We start from the raw sequence: 16,621 nt of genomic DNA on the forward strand, positions 1-16,621 counted from the left end.
CAGACGTCGGCACCTTCAGCGGGCTCCGTGGCGTGGGCGCGTTCGCTGTCGTCTGCGCCTTCTTCCTCGGCTACCACCGGGGAGAGCGAAAGCTTTCCACGGTCGTCAATCTTGGTGATCTCAACCTGGACCTTCTGGCCCACGGAGACGACATCATCAACGTTGTCCACGCGCTTGCCGTTGGCCAGCTTGCGGAGCTCGGAGATGTGCAGGAGGCCGTCCTTGCCCGGGGTCAGCGATACGAAGGCACCGAAGGTGGTGGTCTTGACGACCGTACCCAGGTAACGCTCGCCGATTTCCGGAACCTGCGGGTTCGCGATGGCGTTGATGGCGGAGCGTGCTGCGTCTGCAGACGGCCCGTTCGTGGCGCCAATGTAGACCGTGCCGTCGTCCTCGATGGAGATGTCGGCGCCGGTGTCTTCCTGGATCTGGTTGATCATCTTGCCCTTGGGCCCAATGACCTCGCCGATCTTGTCCACGGGGATCTTCACGGCGATGACGCGCGGTGCGAACTCGGAGAGTTCGTCCGGGGTGTCAATGGCCGAGTTGAGGACCTCAAGGATGTGCAGGCGGGCTTCGCGGGCCTGCTTCAGTGCTGCTGCCAGCACGGAAGCGGGGATGCCGTCGAGCTTGGTGTCCAGCTGGATGGCCGTGACGAACTCGGAAGTACCGGCAACCTTGAAGTCCATGTCGCCGAAGGCATCTTCGGCGCCGAGGATGTCGGTCAGCGCGGCGTAGCGGGTCTGGCCGTCAACCTGGTCGGAAACCAGGCCCATGGCGATACCGGCGACGGCTGCCTTCAGGGGCACACCGGCGTTCAGCATCGACAGGGTGGAGGCGCATACGGAACCCATGGAGGTGGAGCCGTTGGAGCTCAGTGCCTCGGATACCTGGCGGATGGCGTAGGGGAATTCCTCGCGGGACGGCAGGACGGGCACGAGGGCGCGTTCCGCCAGGGCACCATGGCCGATTTCGCGGCGCTTGGGCGAACCCACGCGGCCGGTTTCACCGGTGGAGTACGGCGGGAAGTTGTAGTTGTGCATGTAGCGCTTGCGTGTGACGGGCGACAGCGAATCGATCTGCTGTTCCATCTTGAGCATGTTCAGCGTGGTGACACCCATGATCTGGGTCTCGCCGCGTTCGAAGATGGCCGAACCGTGAACGCGGGGCAGGACCTCTACCTCGGCGGTGAGCTGGCGGATGTCCGTCAGGCCGCGGCCGTCGATGCGGATCTGGTCCTTGAGGATGCGCTGGCGCACAACCTGCTTGGTGACCGAGCGGAATGCTGCGGACAGTTCCTTCTCGCGGCCTTCAAACTGGCCGGCCAGGGACGAAATGGTCTCGTCCTTCAAGGAATCAGTTGCGACGTCGCGCTCCTGCTTGTCGGCGATCTGGAAGACGGCGGCCAGCTTGTCGGCAGCAGCGGCTTCAACAGCGGCGTACACATCGTCCTGGTAGTCCAGGAAGACGGGGAACTCAACGGTGGGCTTGGCGGCCCGGCCGGCAAGGTCGGCCTGGGCGTCGCAGAGTGCCTTGATGAACGGCTTTGCAGCCTCGAGGCCCTCGGAGACAACCTCTTCGGTGGGGGCGGTGGCGCCCTGTTCCTTGATGAGGTTCCAGGAGTTGTCGGTTGCTTCGGCTTCCACCATCATGATGGCGACGTCGTCACCGGCAACGCGGCCGGCAACAACCATGTTGAAGACCGAGTTTTCCAGCTGGGAGTGCTTGGGGAAAGCAACCCACTGTGAACCGTGCTCGTCGGCAACCAGGGCAACGCGGACGCCGCCGATGGGGCCGGAGAACGGCAGGCCCGAAAGCTGCGTGGACATGGAGGAGGCGTTGATGGCCACCACGTCGTAGAGCTCGTCGGGGTTGATGGCCAGGACGGTCACCACGATCTGGACTTCGTTGCGCAGGCCCTTAACGAAGGCGGGGCGCAGCGGGCGGTCCATAAGGCGGCAGGCCAGGATGGCTTCGGTGGAGGGGCGGCCTTCGCGGCGGAAGAACGAGCCCGGGATGCGGCCGGCAGCGTACATACGCTCTTCGACATCCACCGTCAGCGGGAAGAAGTCGAAGCCTTCGCGCGGGTGCTTGCCGGCAGTGGTGGCGGACAGCAGTGCGGTGTCTTCGTCGATGTACACCATGGCTGCGCCGGCTGCCTGCTTGGCGAGGCGGCCGGTTTCAAAGCGGATTACACGCTTGCCGAAGCGGCCATTGTCAATGACGGCTTCTGAGAACTGGATTTCGGGACCCTCCAAGAGAGTCACCTCCGTTTCTGTTTTTACGGAAGTCCAGCCGCATCAACCCAGGCCAGCATTTGTCGACTGGCCCTGCACCCGGTCGTCGATCGAGACCCACGGGCCGGGGCAGCCATACGTTGCTGCCGTTCCCGGGGATCACTACCGAGGACCGCGAATGCCTGATGCGGTTGATCCTCCTGTTTAGTTTTTTTGGTGGAACAGGGCAGCCCGGCCCCAACTGGGGCTGGGCCGCCCGGAAGTCCGACTAGCGGCGCAGGCCGAGACGCTCGATGAGCGCACGGTAGCGGGCGATGTCGGTCTTCTTCAGGTAGCCAAGCATGCGCTTGCGACGACCGACCATGCCCAGCAGACCGCGCTGGGTGTGGTAATCGTGCTTGTGCTCCTTCATGTGCTCAGTCAGATCCTTGATCCGCTGGGTCAGGACTGCAACCTGTACCTCGGGCGAACCAGTGTCGCCTTCGCCGGTTGCGTATTCCTTGATGATGGACTGCTTTACAGCGGCGTCAAGTGCCACAATAACTCCTTGGGAATGTGCCGTGAGGGCCCGGGTCAGTAATTCACTGCCGGGTCTGCCGCGGCGGCCAACCGGAAAAACCGGGTGCGGCCGTACACAACAGGAACCAGCCGCCACGGACTGCAGCCGGATCCATCGTCCAGTTTACCGGCCGCGGCCCAATTATGTCGAAACACGCCTTCCCGGCGGCGCAGGATCCGGCAGCCCGCCCGGAAACGGCCTAGGCGGCGAGCCGGTCCCGGATGGCTGCCATCCCCTGCAGGACCTCGGCGAAGCTGGTGCTCAGCGGCGAAAGGCCCACCCGGATGCCATGTGGCGCCCGGAAATCGGGGATGACGTCCCCGTCCCAGAGGCCAGCAACGTCGGCCTTGGTGAAGCCTGGATGGTCCACGGTGATGTGGCTGCCCCGCTCCCCCGGGTTCCGCGGCGAGGCCAGCTCAGCGCCCAGGGGTGCCAGCCACGCATCGAAGATCTCCACGGCAAACGCCGTGAGGTGTTCCGACTTGTCCCGGATGGCGGCCATGCCGGCCTCTTCGATGAGGTCCAGCGTGCCCTGCATGGCCAGCATCCCGAAAATAGCCGGGGTGCCGCTCAGGAATGCGCGGATCCCCTCGGCCGGTTCGTAGCCGGCCGCCATCGCGAACGCGTCCTTGCGGCCCATCCAACCCCAGATGGGCTGGTTCAGCCCAGCCAGGTGGCGCCGGTTCACGTAGGCAAACGCGGGCGAACCCGGCCCGCCGTTCAGGTATTTGTAGGTGCAGCCCGCCGCAAAGTCCACGTCTGCACTGTCCAGCGCGATCTCCACCGACCCCGCGGAGTGGCACAGGTCCCACACCACCAAGGCGCCGGCGTCGTGGACGGCCGCGGTGATGGCGGGCAGGTCCGCCAGGTGGCCGGACCGGTAGGCAATCTGGCTGAGGAGAACGACGGCGGTCCGCGGCCCGGTCGCGGACCGCACCTGGTCAACGGTCACCCCGGCCGCGGGATCCGTTTCGATCCAGCGCAGCGTCAGGCCCTCTTCCAGGGCGATTCCCTCGACGAGGTACCGGTCCGTGGGGAAGTTCTCCGTGTCCAGGACCAGTTCGTTGCGGTCAGGATCCTGCACCGCGGCCAGGGCGGCGCGGATCAGCTTGTACAGGACCACTGTGGTGGAGTCGGCGATGATGGTCTGCCCCGGGGCAGCCCCGAGCACCGCCCGGCCCAGCTGGTCGCCGATGCGCTGCGGCATTTCCAGCCAGTCCTCGTCCCAGCCGCGGATCAGCCGGCCACCCCAGCCGTCGCTGATGAACGCCGTGATGTCTCCGATGGTGCGCTGCAGCGGCCGGCCCAGCGAGTTGCCGTCCAGGTAGGAAAGTGGCGTTTCGGTGCCTACAAAAAGGCTGCGGTAGCGGGCCAGCGGATCCTGGCCGTCCAGCTGGGCCGCGCGCTGCGACAGGGCCTGGTCTGCGGCTGCGCCGGGCGCCACTTGGTCCGCGCTCATTGACCGATCTCCGTCCTGACAGCGAATAGTTCCGGGAAAAACGTCAGTTCCAGTGCCTTTTGCAGGAACGCGGCCCCGCTGGAGCCGCCGGTCCCCGATTTCATGCCGATGGTCCGCTGGACCGTCCGGAGATGCCGGAAGCGCCACAACTGGAAGTTGTCCTCCAGGTCAACCAGTTCCTCGCAGGCTTCGTAGGCGCCCCAGTTATCCGACGCCTGCTCGTAGATGTGCTTGAACAGCGGCACCAGCGCGGGAGTGAATTCGTGGGCCTTGGTGACGTCGCGCTCGAGGACCGCAGCCGGCACCTCGAAACCCTGCCGCGACAAATAGGCCAGGAACTCGTCGTAGATGCTGGGCGCTTCCAGGACGTCCGTCAGCATGGCGTGCGCCTCGGGGTCGGACTCGAAGACGGGCAGCATCTTGCGGTTTTTGTTGCCCAGGACAAATTCCACGGCACGGTACTGGCTGGATTGGAAGCCCGAAGAGTTCCCCAGGAAGCCACGGAACTGTGAGTACTCGGTGGGAGTCAGCGTGGCCAGGACGGACCACTGCTCCGTGAGGGTCTTCTGGATGTGCTTGACCCGGGCGATACCCTTCAGTGCCGCTCCGAGGTCGTCGGCCCGCAGCCGGGCCGCCGCGCTGCGCAGCTCATGCAGCACCAGCTTCAGCCACAGCTCCGTGGTCTGGTGCTGGATGATGAATAGCAGCTCGTCGTGATGCTCCGGTTCGCTGACCGGCTGCTGCGCGCTGAGCAGCGTGGGCAACTGCAGGTAGGAGGCGTAGCTCATCCGGGAGCTGAAGTCCCTGACAATCCCCTTGTCCAGCTTGCGGGTGTTCTTTTCGACGGACACGTGGTGCCTTTCCTTGCGGACAGTGCAACTTGCTGACACCGCGGGCCGGGTGGCCTGCGGTGGCCGGGTGGCCTGCCCGGAAGGGCGGGGCCTGTCAGTGTTGGGCGAGGATGTCCCGCGCCTGGACAACGTCGAGGCACATCTGCTCAACCAGGGCCTCCGGACCACGGTAGGCCACCATCCCGCGGAGCCGCTCGGTGAATTCCACCACCACTGTCTGGCCGTACAGATCGAAGTCCTCGGCGGCCTCTTTGGGCCTGTCGATAACGTGGGCTTCAACCTGCCGGCTGACGCCGTCGAACGTCGGGTTTGAGCCTACGGAGATGGCCGCGGGCCAACGTTTCCCGGCGGCGTCCACCAGCCAGCCCGCATAAATTCCGTCCGCGGGAACCAGCCCGGTGGCATCGGGGGAAAGGTTGGCGGTGGGGAATCCCAGGGCCCGGCCGCGGGCGGCGCCGTGGACCACTTCGCCGCGCATCCGGTGCGCACGGCCCAGGACTTCGGCCGCCGTCGCCACGTCGCCCTCCTGAAGTGCTTCGCGTACCCAGGTGGAGGAGCAGCGCCGGTCCGTGCCGGCGTCGTTATGCAGCGGGTAGCCCTCGGAGCCGAACTCGCTGATCACCTGGACGTCGAAGCCGAACTTTTCGCCCAGCACCTTCATGGTGTCCAGGTCGCCGGAGTTGCCCCTGCCAAACCGGGCGTCGTGGCCGATCACCACGTGGCTGGCGCCGAGACAGTCCACCAGGAACTGCTCCACAAATTCCTCGGCGGTGAGGCTGGCAAGGTCCAGGGAGTACTTGACCACCAGGACACCGTCCAGGCCCAGCTCCCCCAGGGCTTCCAGCTTGTCCGCCAGGCCCATGATCAGCTCGGGGGCCTCTTCGGGGCGATGGATCAGCGCCGGGTGCGGATCGAAGGTGACCGCAACGGCTTTGGAATGCGTCCGGCGGGCCGAACGGATCAGCTGCGACAGCACCTGCTGGTGCCCGCGGTGAACGCCATCGAAGTTACCAAAGGTGACAACGGATGGGCCGAAGTCTGCCGGGACCTCGGACGGATCGTTCCAGATGTACACCATCACCCTCGCCTTAAACTGCGTGCAAAAACCAAGGCTCCGCCACCACGCCGGCCGCGGAACTCTCCAAGGGTACCCGCAATCACGGCGCTGCCGTTGCCCGCACGGGACGTCGCCGGTACAGCCAAGCCAGGCCAAGGATGGGGAGCAGCAGCGGGATGAAGGCGTAGCCTCTGCCGAACAGAGACCACACGGTTTCGTGGGGGAACTGCACGGAGTCGAACACGCTCAGCGCACCCACCACCAGGACGCCCACCAGCTCCACCAGGACGGCCGCCACGGAAACCTTGAACCAGGTGCTGCCCGCTTTCGCGAGCGACACGGTAGCCACCACATAAACGACGGCGGCAAACGCGGACAGCAGGTAGGCCAGCGGCGCCTCGGAGAACTTTGTCAGGATCTGGTAGCCGGCGCGGGCCGTGGCCGAGAGGGCAAACACCGCGTACACGGCAATAAGGAGCCGTCCCGGGCCTGTGTTGCGGGTGTTCCTGGCCGGAACGTCCGGATTCCCGGGGGCCTCCGAAGAGTTGCCGGCCGGGGTCCCGTGGTGGTCGCCGTCCGGGGTTTTGCCGACGGCGGGCCGCTGGTCGTCATTCACGTTGTGCTCTTCTTCCACTTCAGTACCAGATCTGGTTCATTCGGGCGGCCATGACCAGTGCGGTCACACCCACGGCGGCAAGGACAAAGTTGCTCCAGCGCGTCCGTTCCAGGATGGCCCAGTAGATGGCTGCCGGCGGCAGGAGCATGGCAGTGGCAAGGTAGCCCCAGAACTCCCAGGCTTCTCCGGCGATGGGTTCACCGGCGATCACCCGCACCACGGAGCCCACGAGATACACCACCAGCGCCACTTCAACGGCTGCGACAGACAGGATGGTGGCGTCGTTGGGAGCCTTCCGCAGGATGCCGGCGATCAGGCAGATCGCCGTGGACACCAGGCCCACTGCCAGGATGATAAAAAAATACGCGTCCAAGGCTCAGTTCTCTCCTGCGGCGCCGTTGCCCGGCGCGAAAACCAGGACAGGCTTGGCGTAGCTTCCGGCGTCGGCCAGCAGCGCAACCAGGCTGCCGTCCGGGGCAAAGGCCGCTGCCGGATGGTCTGTGGTGGCGGCATCGCTGCCGGTCCCGCCCGCTGCGATCCGCCGGCCAAACGAAATCTCGGTGGTCTCTTCGGCGGTGAGTTCACGGTTGGGCATCAGGGCACGGGCCGCGCTGGACATTTCCAGGACGTCCAGCTCTTCCGCCAGCTGTTCCAGGGTGCGGGCCTGCGCCAGGGAGTAGGGGCCCACGTGGGTCCGGCGGAGCACCGTCAGGTGGCCGCCCACGCCCAAGCCATTGCCAAGGTCCCGGGCCAGGGCCCTGATGTAGGTTCCGGAGCTGCACTCCACGGTGACTTCCACGTCCACCACGTCCGCGGCGTCGTCCCGGCGGATGCTGTGGACCTCGAACCGGTGGATGGTGACCGGCCGGGCCGCGAGTTTAACGTCTTCGCCGGAACGGACCCTTGCGTAGGCGCGTTCGCCGTTGACCTTGATGGCGCTGACGCTGCTGGGCACCTGCTGGATGAGACCGGTGAGTGCCGCAACGCCTTCGCGGATGGCCTGCTCGGCCACTGCAACGGTAGAGGCCGACGCCGTAACGTCACCTTCGGCGTCGTCCGTCACCGTGGACTGCCCCAGCCTGATGGTGGCGGTATAGGTCTTCGAGGTGCCCACAATGTAGGTGAGCAGCCGGGTGGCTTTGTTGATGCCCACCACCAGCACCCCGGTGGCCATGGGGTCCAGCGTCCCCGCATGCCCCACTTTCCGGGTCCCTGCGAGGCGCCGCATCCGGCCAACCACATCGTGGCTGGTCCATCCCTGCGGCTTGTCCACTATTACCAGTCCAGAAAGCACGCCTCCCAGTATATCGGCGCGGCTGGGCCCTCCCGGACGTGCCCTGGCCCGGCGGCTAGGATGGCTGGCATGCCTGAGCTTGCCGCCCAAGTCCGTGACGTGCCCGTCAACCAGATCCGCGAGATCACCGAGGCGGCCTGGCGGACGCCGAATGCCCTGGTGCTGAGCATCGGCGAGCCCGGCTTCCCGCTCCCCCGGCACATCCTGGACGCCGGGATCGCATGCCTGGACCGCGACGAGACGAACTACACCCCCAACGCGGGCATCCCAGCGCTCCGCGAGGCCTTCGCCGCCAGGTTCCGGGCGGAGCAGGGCATCGATATCGGTGCCGACCGGGTCTACGTGGTGGACGGCGCGCAGCAGGGCCTGCACTTCGCCATGAGCCTGCTCCTGTCCCCCGGCATGGAAGTCCTCATCCCCAATCCCGGCTACCCCACATTCGCCATGACCGCCGGCCTGCTGAACGCCGTGCCGGTGCGGTACCCGCTGTATCCGGACCACGGCTTCCAGCCACGGGTATCCGACATCGAGGCCCTCATCACGGAGCGGACCCGGGTATTGGTGCTGAACTCGCCGTCCAACCCGCTGGGGGCGGTGCTCAGCGCGGACCTGACCCGCGACCTGATGGACCTGGCCCGGCGGCACGATCTGTGGGTCATCTCCGACGAGTGCTACGAGGCCTTCACCTACGACGTCCCGCACGTCAGCCCGGCCCGGTTCGATGGAAATACCCCTGGCAGGGCACGGGTTTTTACATCCCTGACCTTGTCCAAGACCTATGGGCTGACCGGGCTGCGGATCGGGGCCCTGATCTGCCCGCCCGGTCTGGAGCAGCAGATGGACAACGTGATGGAGTCGATCGTCTCCTGCGTGGCGTCACCGTCGCAGTACGCGGCGATCGCCGCGCTGACCGGGCCGCAGGACTACGTGCACCAGGCGCACGCACACTACCGGCAGAACCGTGATGCTGCGTCCGCAGTGCTGGCGGGGAAGGGCATCCCCTACCTCCGGGCGCAGGGCGCGTTTTACCTGTGGGCCGACGTCTCGCACGTCAGCGGCGGGGACGTCCGCAGCTGGGTGCGCCGGTTCCTCGCCGACTCCGGCGTGGCCCTGGCACCGGGCACCGCGTTTGGGTCCATCGGTGAGGGCTGGGTACGGATCGCCTTGTGCGGCAGCAAAGCGGACCTGCTGGCCGGACTTTCCCGGCTGCCGGCCAGGGACCAGCCGTAGGCAGGGCCGTTCAGTAAGCCGTTTTGTGCCGGGCCGCGAGCCAGGCCTGGAACGGGGCGTCCGCCGCCGGGACCTCATCGTGGCTGACCGGCAGAAGTTCCGGCCGGGTTCCGTCGAAGTAGTCGTAAAACACCGCGTCGTCGAAGCCGGCGGCGGCCGCGCCGTGCCGGTCTGCGGCGAAGTGGACCCGGGAAATACGCGCCCAGAGCGCCGCCGCCAGGCACAGGGGGCACGGTTCGCAGCTGGTGTATAAAACCGAGCCGTGCAGGTCGAAGTTGGCGGTGGCTGCTGCCGCCGCACGGATGGCCACCACTTCGGCGTGCGCGGTGGGGTCGTTGTCGCGGGTTACCCGGTTGACCCCCTGGTGCACGGTCCCGTCCGGAGTGACCACCACGGCGCCGAAAGGTCCGCCGCCGTCGGCCACGTTGCGGGTGGCCAGGTCAATGGCCAGTTTCAGGTATCCGGCCGTAAGCGGGTCATCCGTGGGCGTGGTCATAGCTTGATCCTAGCCACAGCGGGCCAGGAACGCCGAAGGCCCGGGCCGCAGCGCGGTCCGGGCCTTCGTGGGCAGGCAGCTGCCTACTTTTTCGTGTCTTCTTCGGGTTCGCCGGCCGGTGCCAGGTCGGTGTCTTCCTCGTCGAAGTCGTCTTCGTCGATGTCCTCATCCTCGGGGTCGTCGGACTTGTACGGGTCCGCTTCGCCGGCGTGGCTGGCCGTGGCAGCCAGGGCGGCCACCTCGGCGTCGCGCTTCTTGGCCTCGCGGAGCAGCTCCTCGAGGTTGGAGGCGTTGACGGGAATCTGGTCGGCCACAAACTCCAGGGTGGGGGTCAGCCGGACGGTCACGTTGCGGCCGACTTCCTGCCGCAGCACGCCCTTGGCCTTCTCCAGCCCCTTGGCAGCATCAGCCTGGACGGCTTCGTCACCGAAAACGGTGTAGTAGATGGTGGCGTGCTGCAGATCGTTGGTCACGCGGGCATCGGTAACCGTGATGCCCTCAAGCCGGGGATCCTTGACCTTCCGGCCCAGGGCCTCGGCAACAACAACCTTGATCCGCTGCGCCAACTTGGCAGCCCGTGCGGGATCAGCCATGAGAACCTCCTGTAAAAATAGATAAGTTTGGGGGCGGCACGGAGGCGACGTTATCACCTGCCGCGCGTAGCGATTGAGGGGGCCCGGGAGTGGCTTCGGGCCTGCCGGAGACGGATGGCCAGCGATCGCAGATCGCTGGCCATCCGTCGTAGGGGCGGGGCCCCCTCAATCGCGGAGTGCGGGGGCGGGGCCGCCGGAAAAATCCCAACGGCCCCGCCAGAGACTCAACGAGCCTTAGGCGCGCGGCTTCTCGCGCATCTCGAAGGTTTCGATGATGTCGCCTTCGTTGATGTCGTTGTACGAGCCCAGGCCGATACCACACTCGAAGTCCGTGCGGACCTCGGTGGCGTCGTCCTTGAACCGCTTGAGCGTCTCGACGGTGAGGTTCTCACCGATGATCTTGCCGTCGCGGCTGATGCGGGCCTTGGTGTTACGGCGGATGATGCCCGAGCGGACGATCGAGCCTGCGATGTTGCCGAACTTGGAGGAACGGAACACTTCGCGGACCTCGGCGGTGCCAAGCTGGAATTCTTCGTATTCCGGCTTGAGCATGCCCTTGAGGGCCAGTTCGATGTCGTCGATGGCGGAGTAGATGACGGAGTAGAACCGCATGTCCACGCCTTCGCGGTCTGCCAGTTCGGCAACCCGCTCGGCCGGCTTGACGTTGAAGCCGATGATAACGGCGCTGTCCACTGTTGCCAGGTTGACGTCGTTCTGGGTGATGGCACCCACGCCGCGGTGGATGACGCGCAGCTGCACGCCTTCGCCGACGTCGATCTTGAGCAGGGCGTCTTCGAGGGCTTCCACGGCACCGGACACGTCACCCTTGAGGATGAGGTTGAGGGTGTCGATCTTGCCATCGGCCACTGCCTGGTCGAAGTCTTCGAGGCTGATGCGCTTGCGGCGCTTGGCCAGGGCGGCGTTGCGGTCGGCAGCTTCACGCTTCTCGGCGATCTGGCGGGCGGTGCGCTCGTCAGCGGTCACGAAGAAGGTGTCGCCGGCGCGCGGCACGTTGGACAGACCCAGCACCTGCACGGGGCGGGACGGGCCGGCCTCGGTCAGGGCGCTGCCGTCGTCGTCGAACATCGCACGGACACGGCCGTGGGCGGTGCCGGCAACGATGGTGTCGCCGACGCGCAGTGAACCGGACTGGACCAGGACGGTGGCCACGGAACCGCGGCCCTTGTCCAGGTTGGCTTCGATCGCGATACCGCGGGCGTCCTTGTTCGGGTTGGCGCGCATGTCCAGGGCGGCGTCTGCGGTGAGCAGGACTGCCTCGAGCAGCTCGTCGATGTTGAGGTTCTGGCGGGCAGAGACCTCCACGAACATGGTGTCGCCACCGTATTCCTCGGGAACCAGGCCGTATTCGGTCAGCTGGCCGCGGACCTTGTCCGGGTTGGCGCCTTCCTTATCGATCTTGTTCACTGCAACCACGATCGGCACGTTGGCTGCCTGCGCGTGGTTGAGGGCTTCAACGGTCTGCGGCATAACGCCGTCGTCCGCTGCAACCACCAGGATGGCGATGTCGGTGACCTTCGCACCACGGGCACGCATGGCGGTGAACGCCTCGTGGCCCGGAGTATCGATGAAGGTGATCTTCCGGTCGATGTCCTCGTGCGTGTGGGTGACCTGGTAGGCACCGATGTGCTGGGTGATGCCACCGTGCTCGCCGGCCATAACGTCCGACTTGCGGATGGCGTCCAGCAGGCGGGTTTTACCGTGGTCAACGTGGCCCATCACGGTGACAACCGGAGGACGTGCCTCGAGGTCGTCGTCGCCTTCGGCTTCAAGTTCGGCTTCGAAGTCGATGTCGAAGGTGGAGAGCAGCTCGCGCTCCTCGTCCTCCGGGGACACAACCTGGAGCTTGTAGCCAAGCTCCTCACCGAGCAGCGCGAAGGTTTCCTCGTCCAGCGACTGCGTGGCCGTAGCCATTTCGCCGAGGTGGAAGAGAACCGTCACCAGTGCTGCGGGGTTCGCCTCGATCTTGTCGGCGAAGTCCGTGATGGACGAGCCGCGGCGCAGGCGCACCACAGTGTTGCCGTCGCCGCGGGGTACGCTCACGCCACCCAGCGACGGGGCGCTCATCTGCTCAAGTTCCTGGCGCTTGGCGCGCTTGGACTTGCGCTGCTTGCCACGGCCTGCGCCGCCCTTACCGAAGGCACCCTGGGTGCCACCGCGTCCGCGGCCACCCTTGCCGAAGCCACCGCCGGCCGGAGCACCGCCACCTGCACCGGGACCACCGGTGCCAGGAGCGCCACCCGGGCGTCCGGGACCGCGGCCACCGGCACCGGGACGGCCTGCACCAGCGGGTGCGGGACGCTCGGTACGGTTGGGCATCATGCCCGGGGTAGGACGGTTTCCGCCTGCACCAGCCGGACGCGGGGCGCCCGGACGGGGGCCACCGGCACCGGCTGCGGGGCGGGGTCCGCCTGCGCCGGCGGCGGGACGCGGCCCACCGGGACGGGGTCCGCCTGCACCGGCCGCGGGACGCGGACCGCCGGGACGTTCGCCGTCAGTACGGCCGCCTGCGCGGGGCATGCCCTGCGACGGGGCGAAGGGGTTATTGCCGGGCCGCGGTGCGCGGTCACCGTCGCCGCCACGGCCGCGGGGCATGCCCTGCGAGGTGGCAAACGGGTTGTTGCCCGGGCGGGGACCGCCGGGACGGGGTGCTGATGAGCCCTGGCCGGAGCCGCCCTGGCGGGCAGCGGGGGCCGGAGTTTCGGCCTTGGGGGCCGGCCGTGCGCCCGGCTTGGCGCCGGTTGACGGGGCAGCCGCGGCCGGAGCAGCGGGAGCCTGGGCAGCGGGTGCTGCCGGGGCGGCCTGCGCCGGTGCTGCCGGAGCAGCTGCGGGGGCCGGGGCCTGCGCAGCAGGAGCCTTGGGCGCTGCCGGGCCGGGGGCCGGAGTTGAGGGGCGTGATTCTGCCGCCGGGGCAGGCGCCTTGGGCGCAGCAGCCGCCGGTGCCGCCGTCTTAGCAGCGTCGGGGTAGGCGTTGCGCAGCTTGCGCACCACCGGGGCCTCGATTGTTGACGAGGCGGAGCGAACGAATTCGCCCAGTTCCTGCAGTTTGGTTACTGCATCTTTGGAAGTAATACCGAGCTCTTTAGCGAGCTCATGTACGCGGACCTTGGCCACATTTCTCCTGTCTCGGTCCGCACCGAGCCAGGCACGAACCGTCTACTTCTTACTGCGGGCCCAAGCCGCAAATGCTGCTGAAGGGCCCATTGCAGAGCGCAACAAAGTTGTCATCGTTACGCACTCATCGCTGGGAACTCATCGGGTTTCCATCAGTTTTCTGACCCGCTTTCAGGTTGGACGGTTGGTGTTGCAGGCGGCATGGCGCCTGCAACGGCCGTGCCTTGCGCGATCCGGCGTTCGACGGCGGCGTGTCCGGTTGTGCCCGGAAGGGCACGGCCGAACGCTCTCCGTTTGATCGCCAGAGCAAGGCACGATTCGCTGGGGTGCAGCCATGCACCCCGGCCAGCCATCCGGCGTCGTTCATCCACCAGGACAGTGGGTGAACCACTGCCGCCGGCGACGACCCGGAGTAACTCAGACCGCTGGCCCTTCTTCCGGCAACCGATGCAGGTACGTTCAGGTTGATTTCCAGTGGAAAGCACTTCTGCCACGGTCATCGTCCTGACGTTCATATCTGCTGGCCCTGGGCTGGTCCCGTCCGCATAGGCGGAAGGGCACGCCCGGGGCGCACGGCTACCGGCCGTAAGGCGCGGTCTTGTCTATTCTAGCCCCTCAGGGCCGTTCTGCCCGAACCGGGGTGCCTGCCACGGCGTGGCTGGCACCCCGCCGACGGGATCAGCTTTCGCGGGCGGGCGCGGCGTCCGAAACGATGTCGATTCGCCAGCCGGTCAGCTTTGCTGCCAGGCGGGCGTTCTGGCCTTCCTTGCCGATGGCCAGCGAGAGCTGGTAGTCGGGCACCACCACGCGGGCGGACCGGGTCGCTTCGTCGGTAATGGTGACCGAGTTCACACGGGACGGGGAGAGCGCGCTGGCGATGAAGGTGGCCGGGTTCTCGCTGAAGTCGACAATGTCGATTTTCTCGTCGTTGAGTTCGGTCATCACGGCGCGGACGCGGGAGCCCATTTCGCCGATGCAGGCACCCTTGGCGTTGATGCCGGGCATGTTGGCCTTGACGGCGATCTTGGTCCGGTGTCCGGCTTCGCGGGCCAGTGCGACGATCTCCACCGAGTGGTCGGCGATTTCGGGAACTTCCAGTTCGAACAGTTTCCGGACCAGGCCCGGGTGGGAGCGGGACAGGGTCACGGACGGGCCCTTGGTGCCGCGGTGCACGTCGATGACCAGGGCGCGGAGCCTGTTGCCGTGCAGGTATTTCTCGCCCGGCACCTGCTCGGGCGGCGGCAGCAGCGCCTCGACGGCGCCCAGGTTGACCTGGATCATGTGCGGGTTGTTGCCCTGCTGGATGGTGCCGGCAATCAGTTCGCCTTCGCGGCCCTTGAATTCGCCCAGTACGTTGTCGTCCTCAACGTCGCGCAGGCGCTGCAGGATGATCTGGCGGGCCGTGCTGGCGGCGATGCGGCCAAAGCCGGCGGGGGTGTCCTCGAATTCGCCAACGGGTGCGCCGTCGTCGTCGATTTCCACAGCCCAGATGGTCACGTGGCCGCTCTTGCGGTCCAGTTCGGCGCGGGCACGCTCGAAGGCGCCCGGGGACTTGTGGTAGGCCACCAGGAGGGCCTGCTCGATGGCAGGGATCAGGAGGTCCAGCGGGATTTCACGCTCACGCTCCAGAAGTCTCAGTGCGCTCATGTCAATATCCATCAGGCCTCCTCAGAAGGTCCATTGTGTTGCGGTTCCAGACCATCTTCGGGGAAGTGGCTGAATTCGATCTCGACTTTTCCGTTGCGGATCCTGTCGAAAGGAAGTTTGACGGGCTCGCCCTGCTTGGGCTTCATGCCCTTCTTGACGGCGATCTCGGGGATCAGGGTCACGCCGGAGTCGTCGACGGCGTGGATGCGGCCGGTGACGTTGTCGCCCTGGACCACATTCACCTTGACCATGCGGCCCTTGGCGCGGTGCCAGTGGCGGGCTTCGGTCAGGGGGCGTCCGACGCCGGGTGAGGACACCTCAAGGTCGTACGGGCGGCCGTCGTCGGCGGGGTCGTTGTCCAGCAGGTCCGACAGGACCCGGGAGATGTCGGCGATGACGTCAAGGTTGACGCCGCCGGTTTCCTCCTGCGGCAGGTCAACCACCACGTGGACCACGCGGTGGGAGCCGGCGATGATGGCGACGTCCTCGAGGTAAAGCCGGTTGGCCAGCACTGCTGGTTCCAGGAGCGCGCGGAGCCGGGCTGCTTCGGGGTTGTGCTCCGGTGCGGACTCGGCCCCACCCGTTCCGGTGTGGTCTGTTGAAGCCGTGACTTCTGCATTGCTCACGATGCCGGCCGCCTCCCTTTAGATGATGTTGTGTGTACTAGCGTAGCTATTTTACCGGCACCGTGGTGCATGGAGTTCCGCCCCCGCCATGGCACCATGGTCTGTTGTGGATGGGGATAATCAGCAGGACCGGCGACGGCCGCCGTACTTCCGGTATGCGGTGCTGGGCTTCGCTGCCCTGCTGGTACTGGCCCTCGGATTTTCGCTGATTCCCGCGGAACAACAGCCCCCGGCAGAACCCACGCCCACCGAAATTTCCCGCGCGTCAGCCCTCGCCGAAGCACTGACGCTGCGCGCCGACGGGCAGCAGTTGGCTGCTTCGAGGACGCCCGACGGCGGTGCTGCCGCTGCCGCCGCGGAGGTTGTGACCTTGCTGACCCTCCACGCCCGGGCGTTGCTCGCCCCCGGCGAGGTTTTCCCGGAGCCCGGCACTGCCGCAGCAGCTTCGGGCGCTGCTGCCGCGACGCCCGCCGTCCCGGCTCCGGCACCTTCCGGTTCCCGTACCGCACCTGAGGTGACGGCGGCGAAGCTGGCCGCAGACCTGGCCGGAAGCGGACGGACCAGGCTGCGCGACGCAGGGAAGGTGGACGGCGGCATGGCGCGGCTCCTGGCAGGCGCCGGCATCGCCCAACTGCTGGCAGCTGAAAAGCTTGCCGCCGCGGCCGGCGATCCCGCAGCCGCCGAACCCGCCCCCACGGCCTCGGAGCCTGCCGGAGCAACGTCTGCTGGAACCGGGCCTGCCGGAACACGGAACCCGGACGGGCGGGGTTCCGGCAGCACCGGCTCTGCTGGCCCCCTGGACTCCGCCGATCCGCTGGACCCGG

15 protein-coding genes and 1 pseudogene are annotated in these 16,621 nt (G+C 66.8%); 2 read left to right on the plus strand and 14 right to left on the minus strand.

What is annotated here, in order from left to right; translation table 11 throughout:
* From ASF72_RS11155 to truB, 8 genes are all read right to left on the minus strand, one after another.
* The coding region (locus ASF72_RS11155; RefSeq protein WP_082484225.1) for a polyribonucleotide nucleotidyltransferase at positions 1–2,258 on the minus strand (2,258 nt) is incomplete at its 3' end.
* Between the two features lie 247 nt (positions 2,259–2,505).
* A complete protein-coding gene (gene rpsO, locus ASF72_RS11160) occupies positions 2,506–2,775 on the minus strand; it encodes a 30S ribosomal protein S15 (RefSeq protein WP_050687636.1) in 270 nt (89 codons plus the stop codon).
* Positions 2,776–2,995: 220 nt separating this feature from the next.
* On the minus strand, positions 2,996–4,255 hold the full coding sequence (locus ASF72_RS11165) for a kynureninase (RefSeq protein ID WP_056598905.1): 1,260 nt from the start codon (positions 4,253–4,255) through the stop codon (positions 2,996–2,998).
* Positions 4,252–5,106 (minus strand): tryptophan 2,3-dioxygenase, encoded by an 855-nt coding sequence (gene kynA / locus ASF72_RS11170; protein WP_050687632.1) that lies wholly within the window; start codon positions 5,104–5,106, stop codon positions 4,252–4,254. Before kynA ends, ASF72_RS11165 begins: the two co-directional genes overlap by 4 nt.
* 94 nt (positions 5,107–5,200) lie before the next feature.
* Positions 5,201–6,184 carry a bifunctional riboflavin kinase/FAD synthetase gene (locus ASF72_RS11175; RefSeq protein ID WP_050687630.1) on the minus strand — a complete coding sequence of 328 codons (984 nt, stop codon included), beginning with the start codon at positions 6,182–6,184 and terminating at the stop codon, positions 5,201–5,203.
* A gap of 79 nt (positions 6,185–6,263) precedes the next feature.
* A complete protein-coding gene (locus tag ASF72_RS11180) occupies positions 6,264–6,779 on the minus strand; it encodes a hypothetical protein (RefSeq protein ID WP_235504708.1) in 516 nt (171 codons plus the stop codon).
* A 19-nt stretch (positions 6,780–6,798) separates the two neighbouring features.
* Positions 6,799–7,152, minus strand: a complete 354-nt coding sequence (locus ASF72_RS11185) for a hypothetical protein (RefSeq protein ID WP_050687628.1) — start codon at positions 7,150–7,152, stop codon at positions 6,799–6,801.
* Between the two features lie 3 nt (positions 7,153–7,155).
* A complete protein-coding gene (truB, locus tag ASF72_RS11190; protein WP_082484223.1) occupies positions 7,156–8,073 on the minus strand; it encodes a tRNA pseudouridine(55) synthase TruB in 918 nt (305 codons plus the stop codon).
* 69 nt (positions 8,074–8,142) lie between these two features.
* On the opposite strand from truB, the gene ASF72_RS11195 reads away from it, so the two are divergent.
* Complete coding sequence (locus ASF72_RS11195) at positions 8,143–9,303, plus strand: pyridoxal phosphate-dependent aminotransferase (RefSeq protein WP_200933645.1); 1,161 nt, start codon at positions 8,143–8,145, stop codon at positions 9,301–9,303.
* 10 nt (positions 9,304–9,313) lie between these two features.
* Here the strand turns inward: ASF72_RS11195 and ASF72_RS11200 are convergent, their stop codons facing one another.
* From ASF72_RS11200 to rimP, 6 genes are all read right to left on the minus strand, one after another.
* Positions 9,314–9,799, minus strand: a complete 486-nt coding sequence (locus ASF72_RS11200) for a nucleoside deaminase (protein WP_056598913.1) — start codon at positions 9,797–9,799, stop codon at positions 9,314–9,316.
* Between the two features lie 83 nt (positions 9,800–9,882).
* Entirely contained in the window at positions 9,883–10,392 is a 510-nt protein-coding gene (gene rbfA / locus ASF72_RS11205; protein ID WP_056598916.1) for a 30S ribosome-binding factor RbfA, read from the minus strand.
* Between the two features lie 234 nt (positions 10,393–10,626).
* Positions 10,627–13,524: a translation initiation factor IF-2 gene (infB, locus tag ASF72_RS11210; protein WP_050687618.1), complete on the minus strand. Its 2,898-nt coding sequence runs from the start codon at positions 13,522–13,524 to the stop codon at positions 10,627–10,629.
* 152 nt (positions 13,525–13,676) lie between these two features.
* The gene (locus ASF72_RS20050) at positions 13,677–14,039 is read right to left on the minus strand and encodes a YlxR family protein (RefSeq protein WP_157370974.1); all 363 of its coding nucleotides are present in this window, start codon (positions 14,037–14,039) and stop codon (positions 13,677–13,679) included.
* Between the two features lie 163 nt (positions 14,040–14,202).
* A complete protein-coding gene (gene nusA / locus ASF72_RS11215) occupies positions 14,203–15,183 on the minus strand; it encodes a transcription termination factor NusA (protein WP_056598919.1) in 981 nt (326 codons plus the stop codon).
* Positions 15,183–15,797 carry a ribosome maturation factor RimP gene (gene rimP, locus ASF72_RS11220; RefSeq protein ID WP_050687615.1) on the minus strand — a complete coding sequence of 205 codons (615 nt, stop codon included), beginning with the start codon at positions 15,795–15,797 and terminating at the stop codon, positions 15,183–15,185. Before rimP ends, nusA begins: the two co-directional genes overlap by 1 nt.
* 88 nt (positions 15,798–15,885) lie before the next feature.
* Here rimP and ASF72_RS11225 point away from each other — a divergent pair.
* Positions 15,886–16,621 (plus strand): annotated as a pseudogene (locus ASF72_RS11225) (hypothetical protein); the annotation flags it as partial.

Source organism: Arthrobacter sp. Leaf141, assembly GCF_001424565.1.
Lineage (GTDB): Bacteria > Actinomycetota > Actinomycetes > Actinomycetales > Micrococcaceae > Arthrobacter.

Coding starts and splice junctions, on each gene's coding strand:
- ASF72_RS11165 (WP_056598905.1), bottom strand. CDS start 4,255: ATGAGCGCGGACCAAGTGGCGCCCGGCGCAGCCGCAGACCAGGCCCTG.
- ASF72_RS11175 (WP_050687630.1), bottom strand. CDS start 6,184: ATGGTGTACATCTGGAACGATCCGTCCGAGGTCCCGGCAGACTTCGGC.
- ASF72_RS11195 (WP_200933645.1), top strand. CDS start 8,143: ATGCCTGAGCTTGCCGCCCAAGTCCGTGACGTGCCCGTCAACCAGATC.
- ASF72_RS11200 (WP_056598913.1), bottom strand. CDS start 9,799: ATGACCACGCCCACGGATGACCCGCTTACGGCCGGATACCTGAAACTG.
- rbfA (WP_056598916.1), bottom strand. CDS start 10,392: ATGGCTGATCCCGCACGGGCTGCCAAGTTGGCGCAGCGGATCAAGGTT.
- ASF72_RS20050 (WP_157370974.1), bottom strand. CDS start 14,039: ATGAACGTCAGGACGATGACCGTGGCAGAAGTGCTTTCCACTGGAAAT.
- nusA (WP_056598919.1), bottom strand. CDS start 15,183: ATGGATATTGACATGAGCGCACTGAGACTTCTGGAGCGTGAGCGTGAA.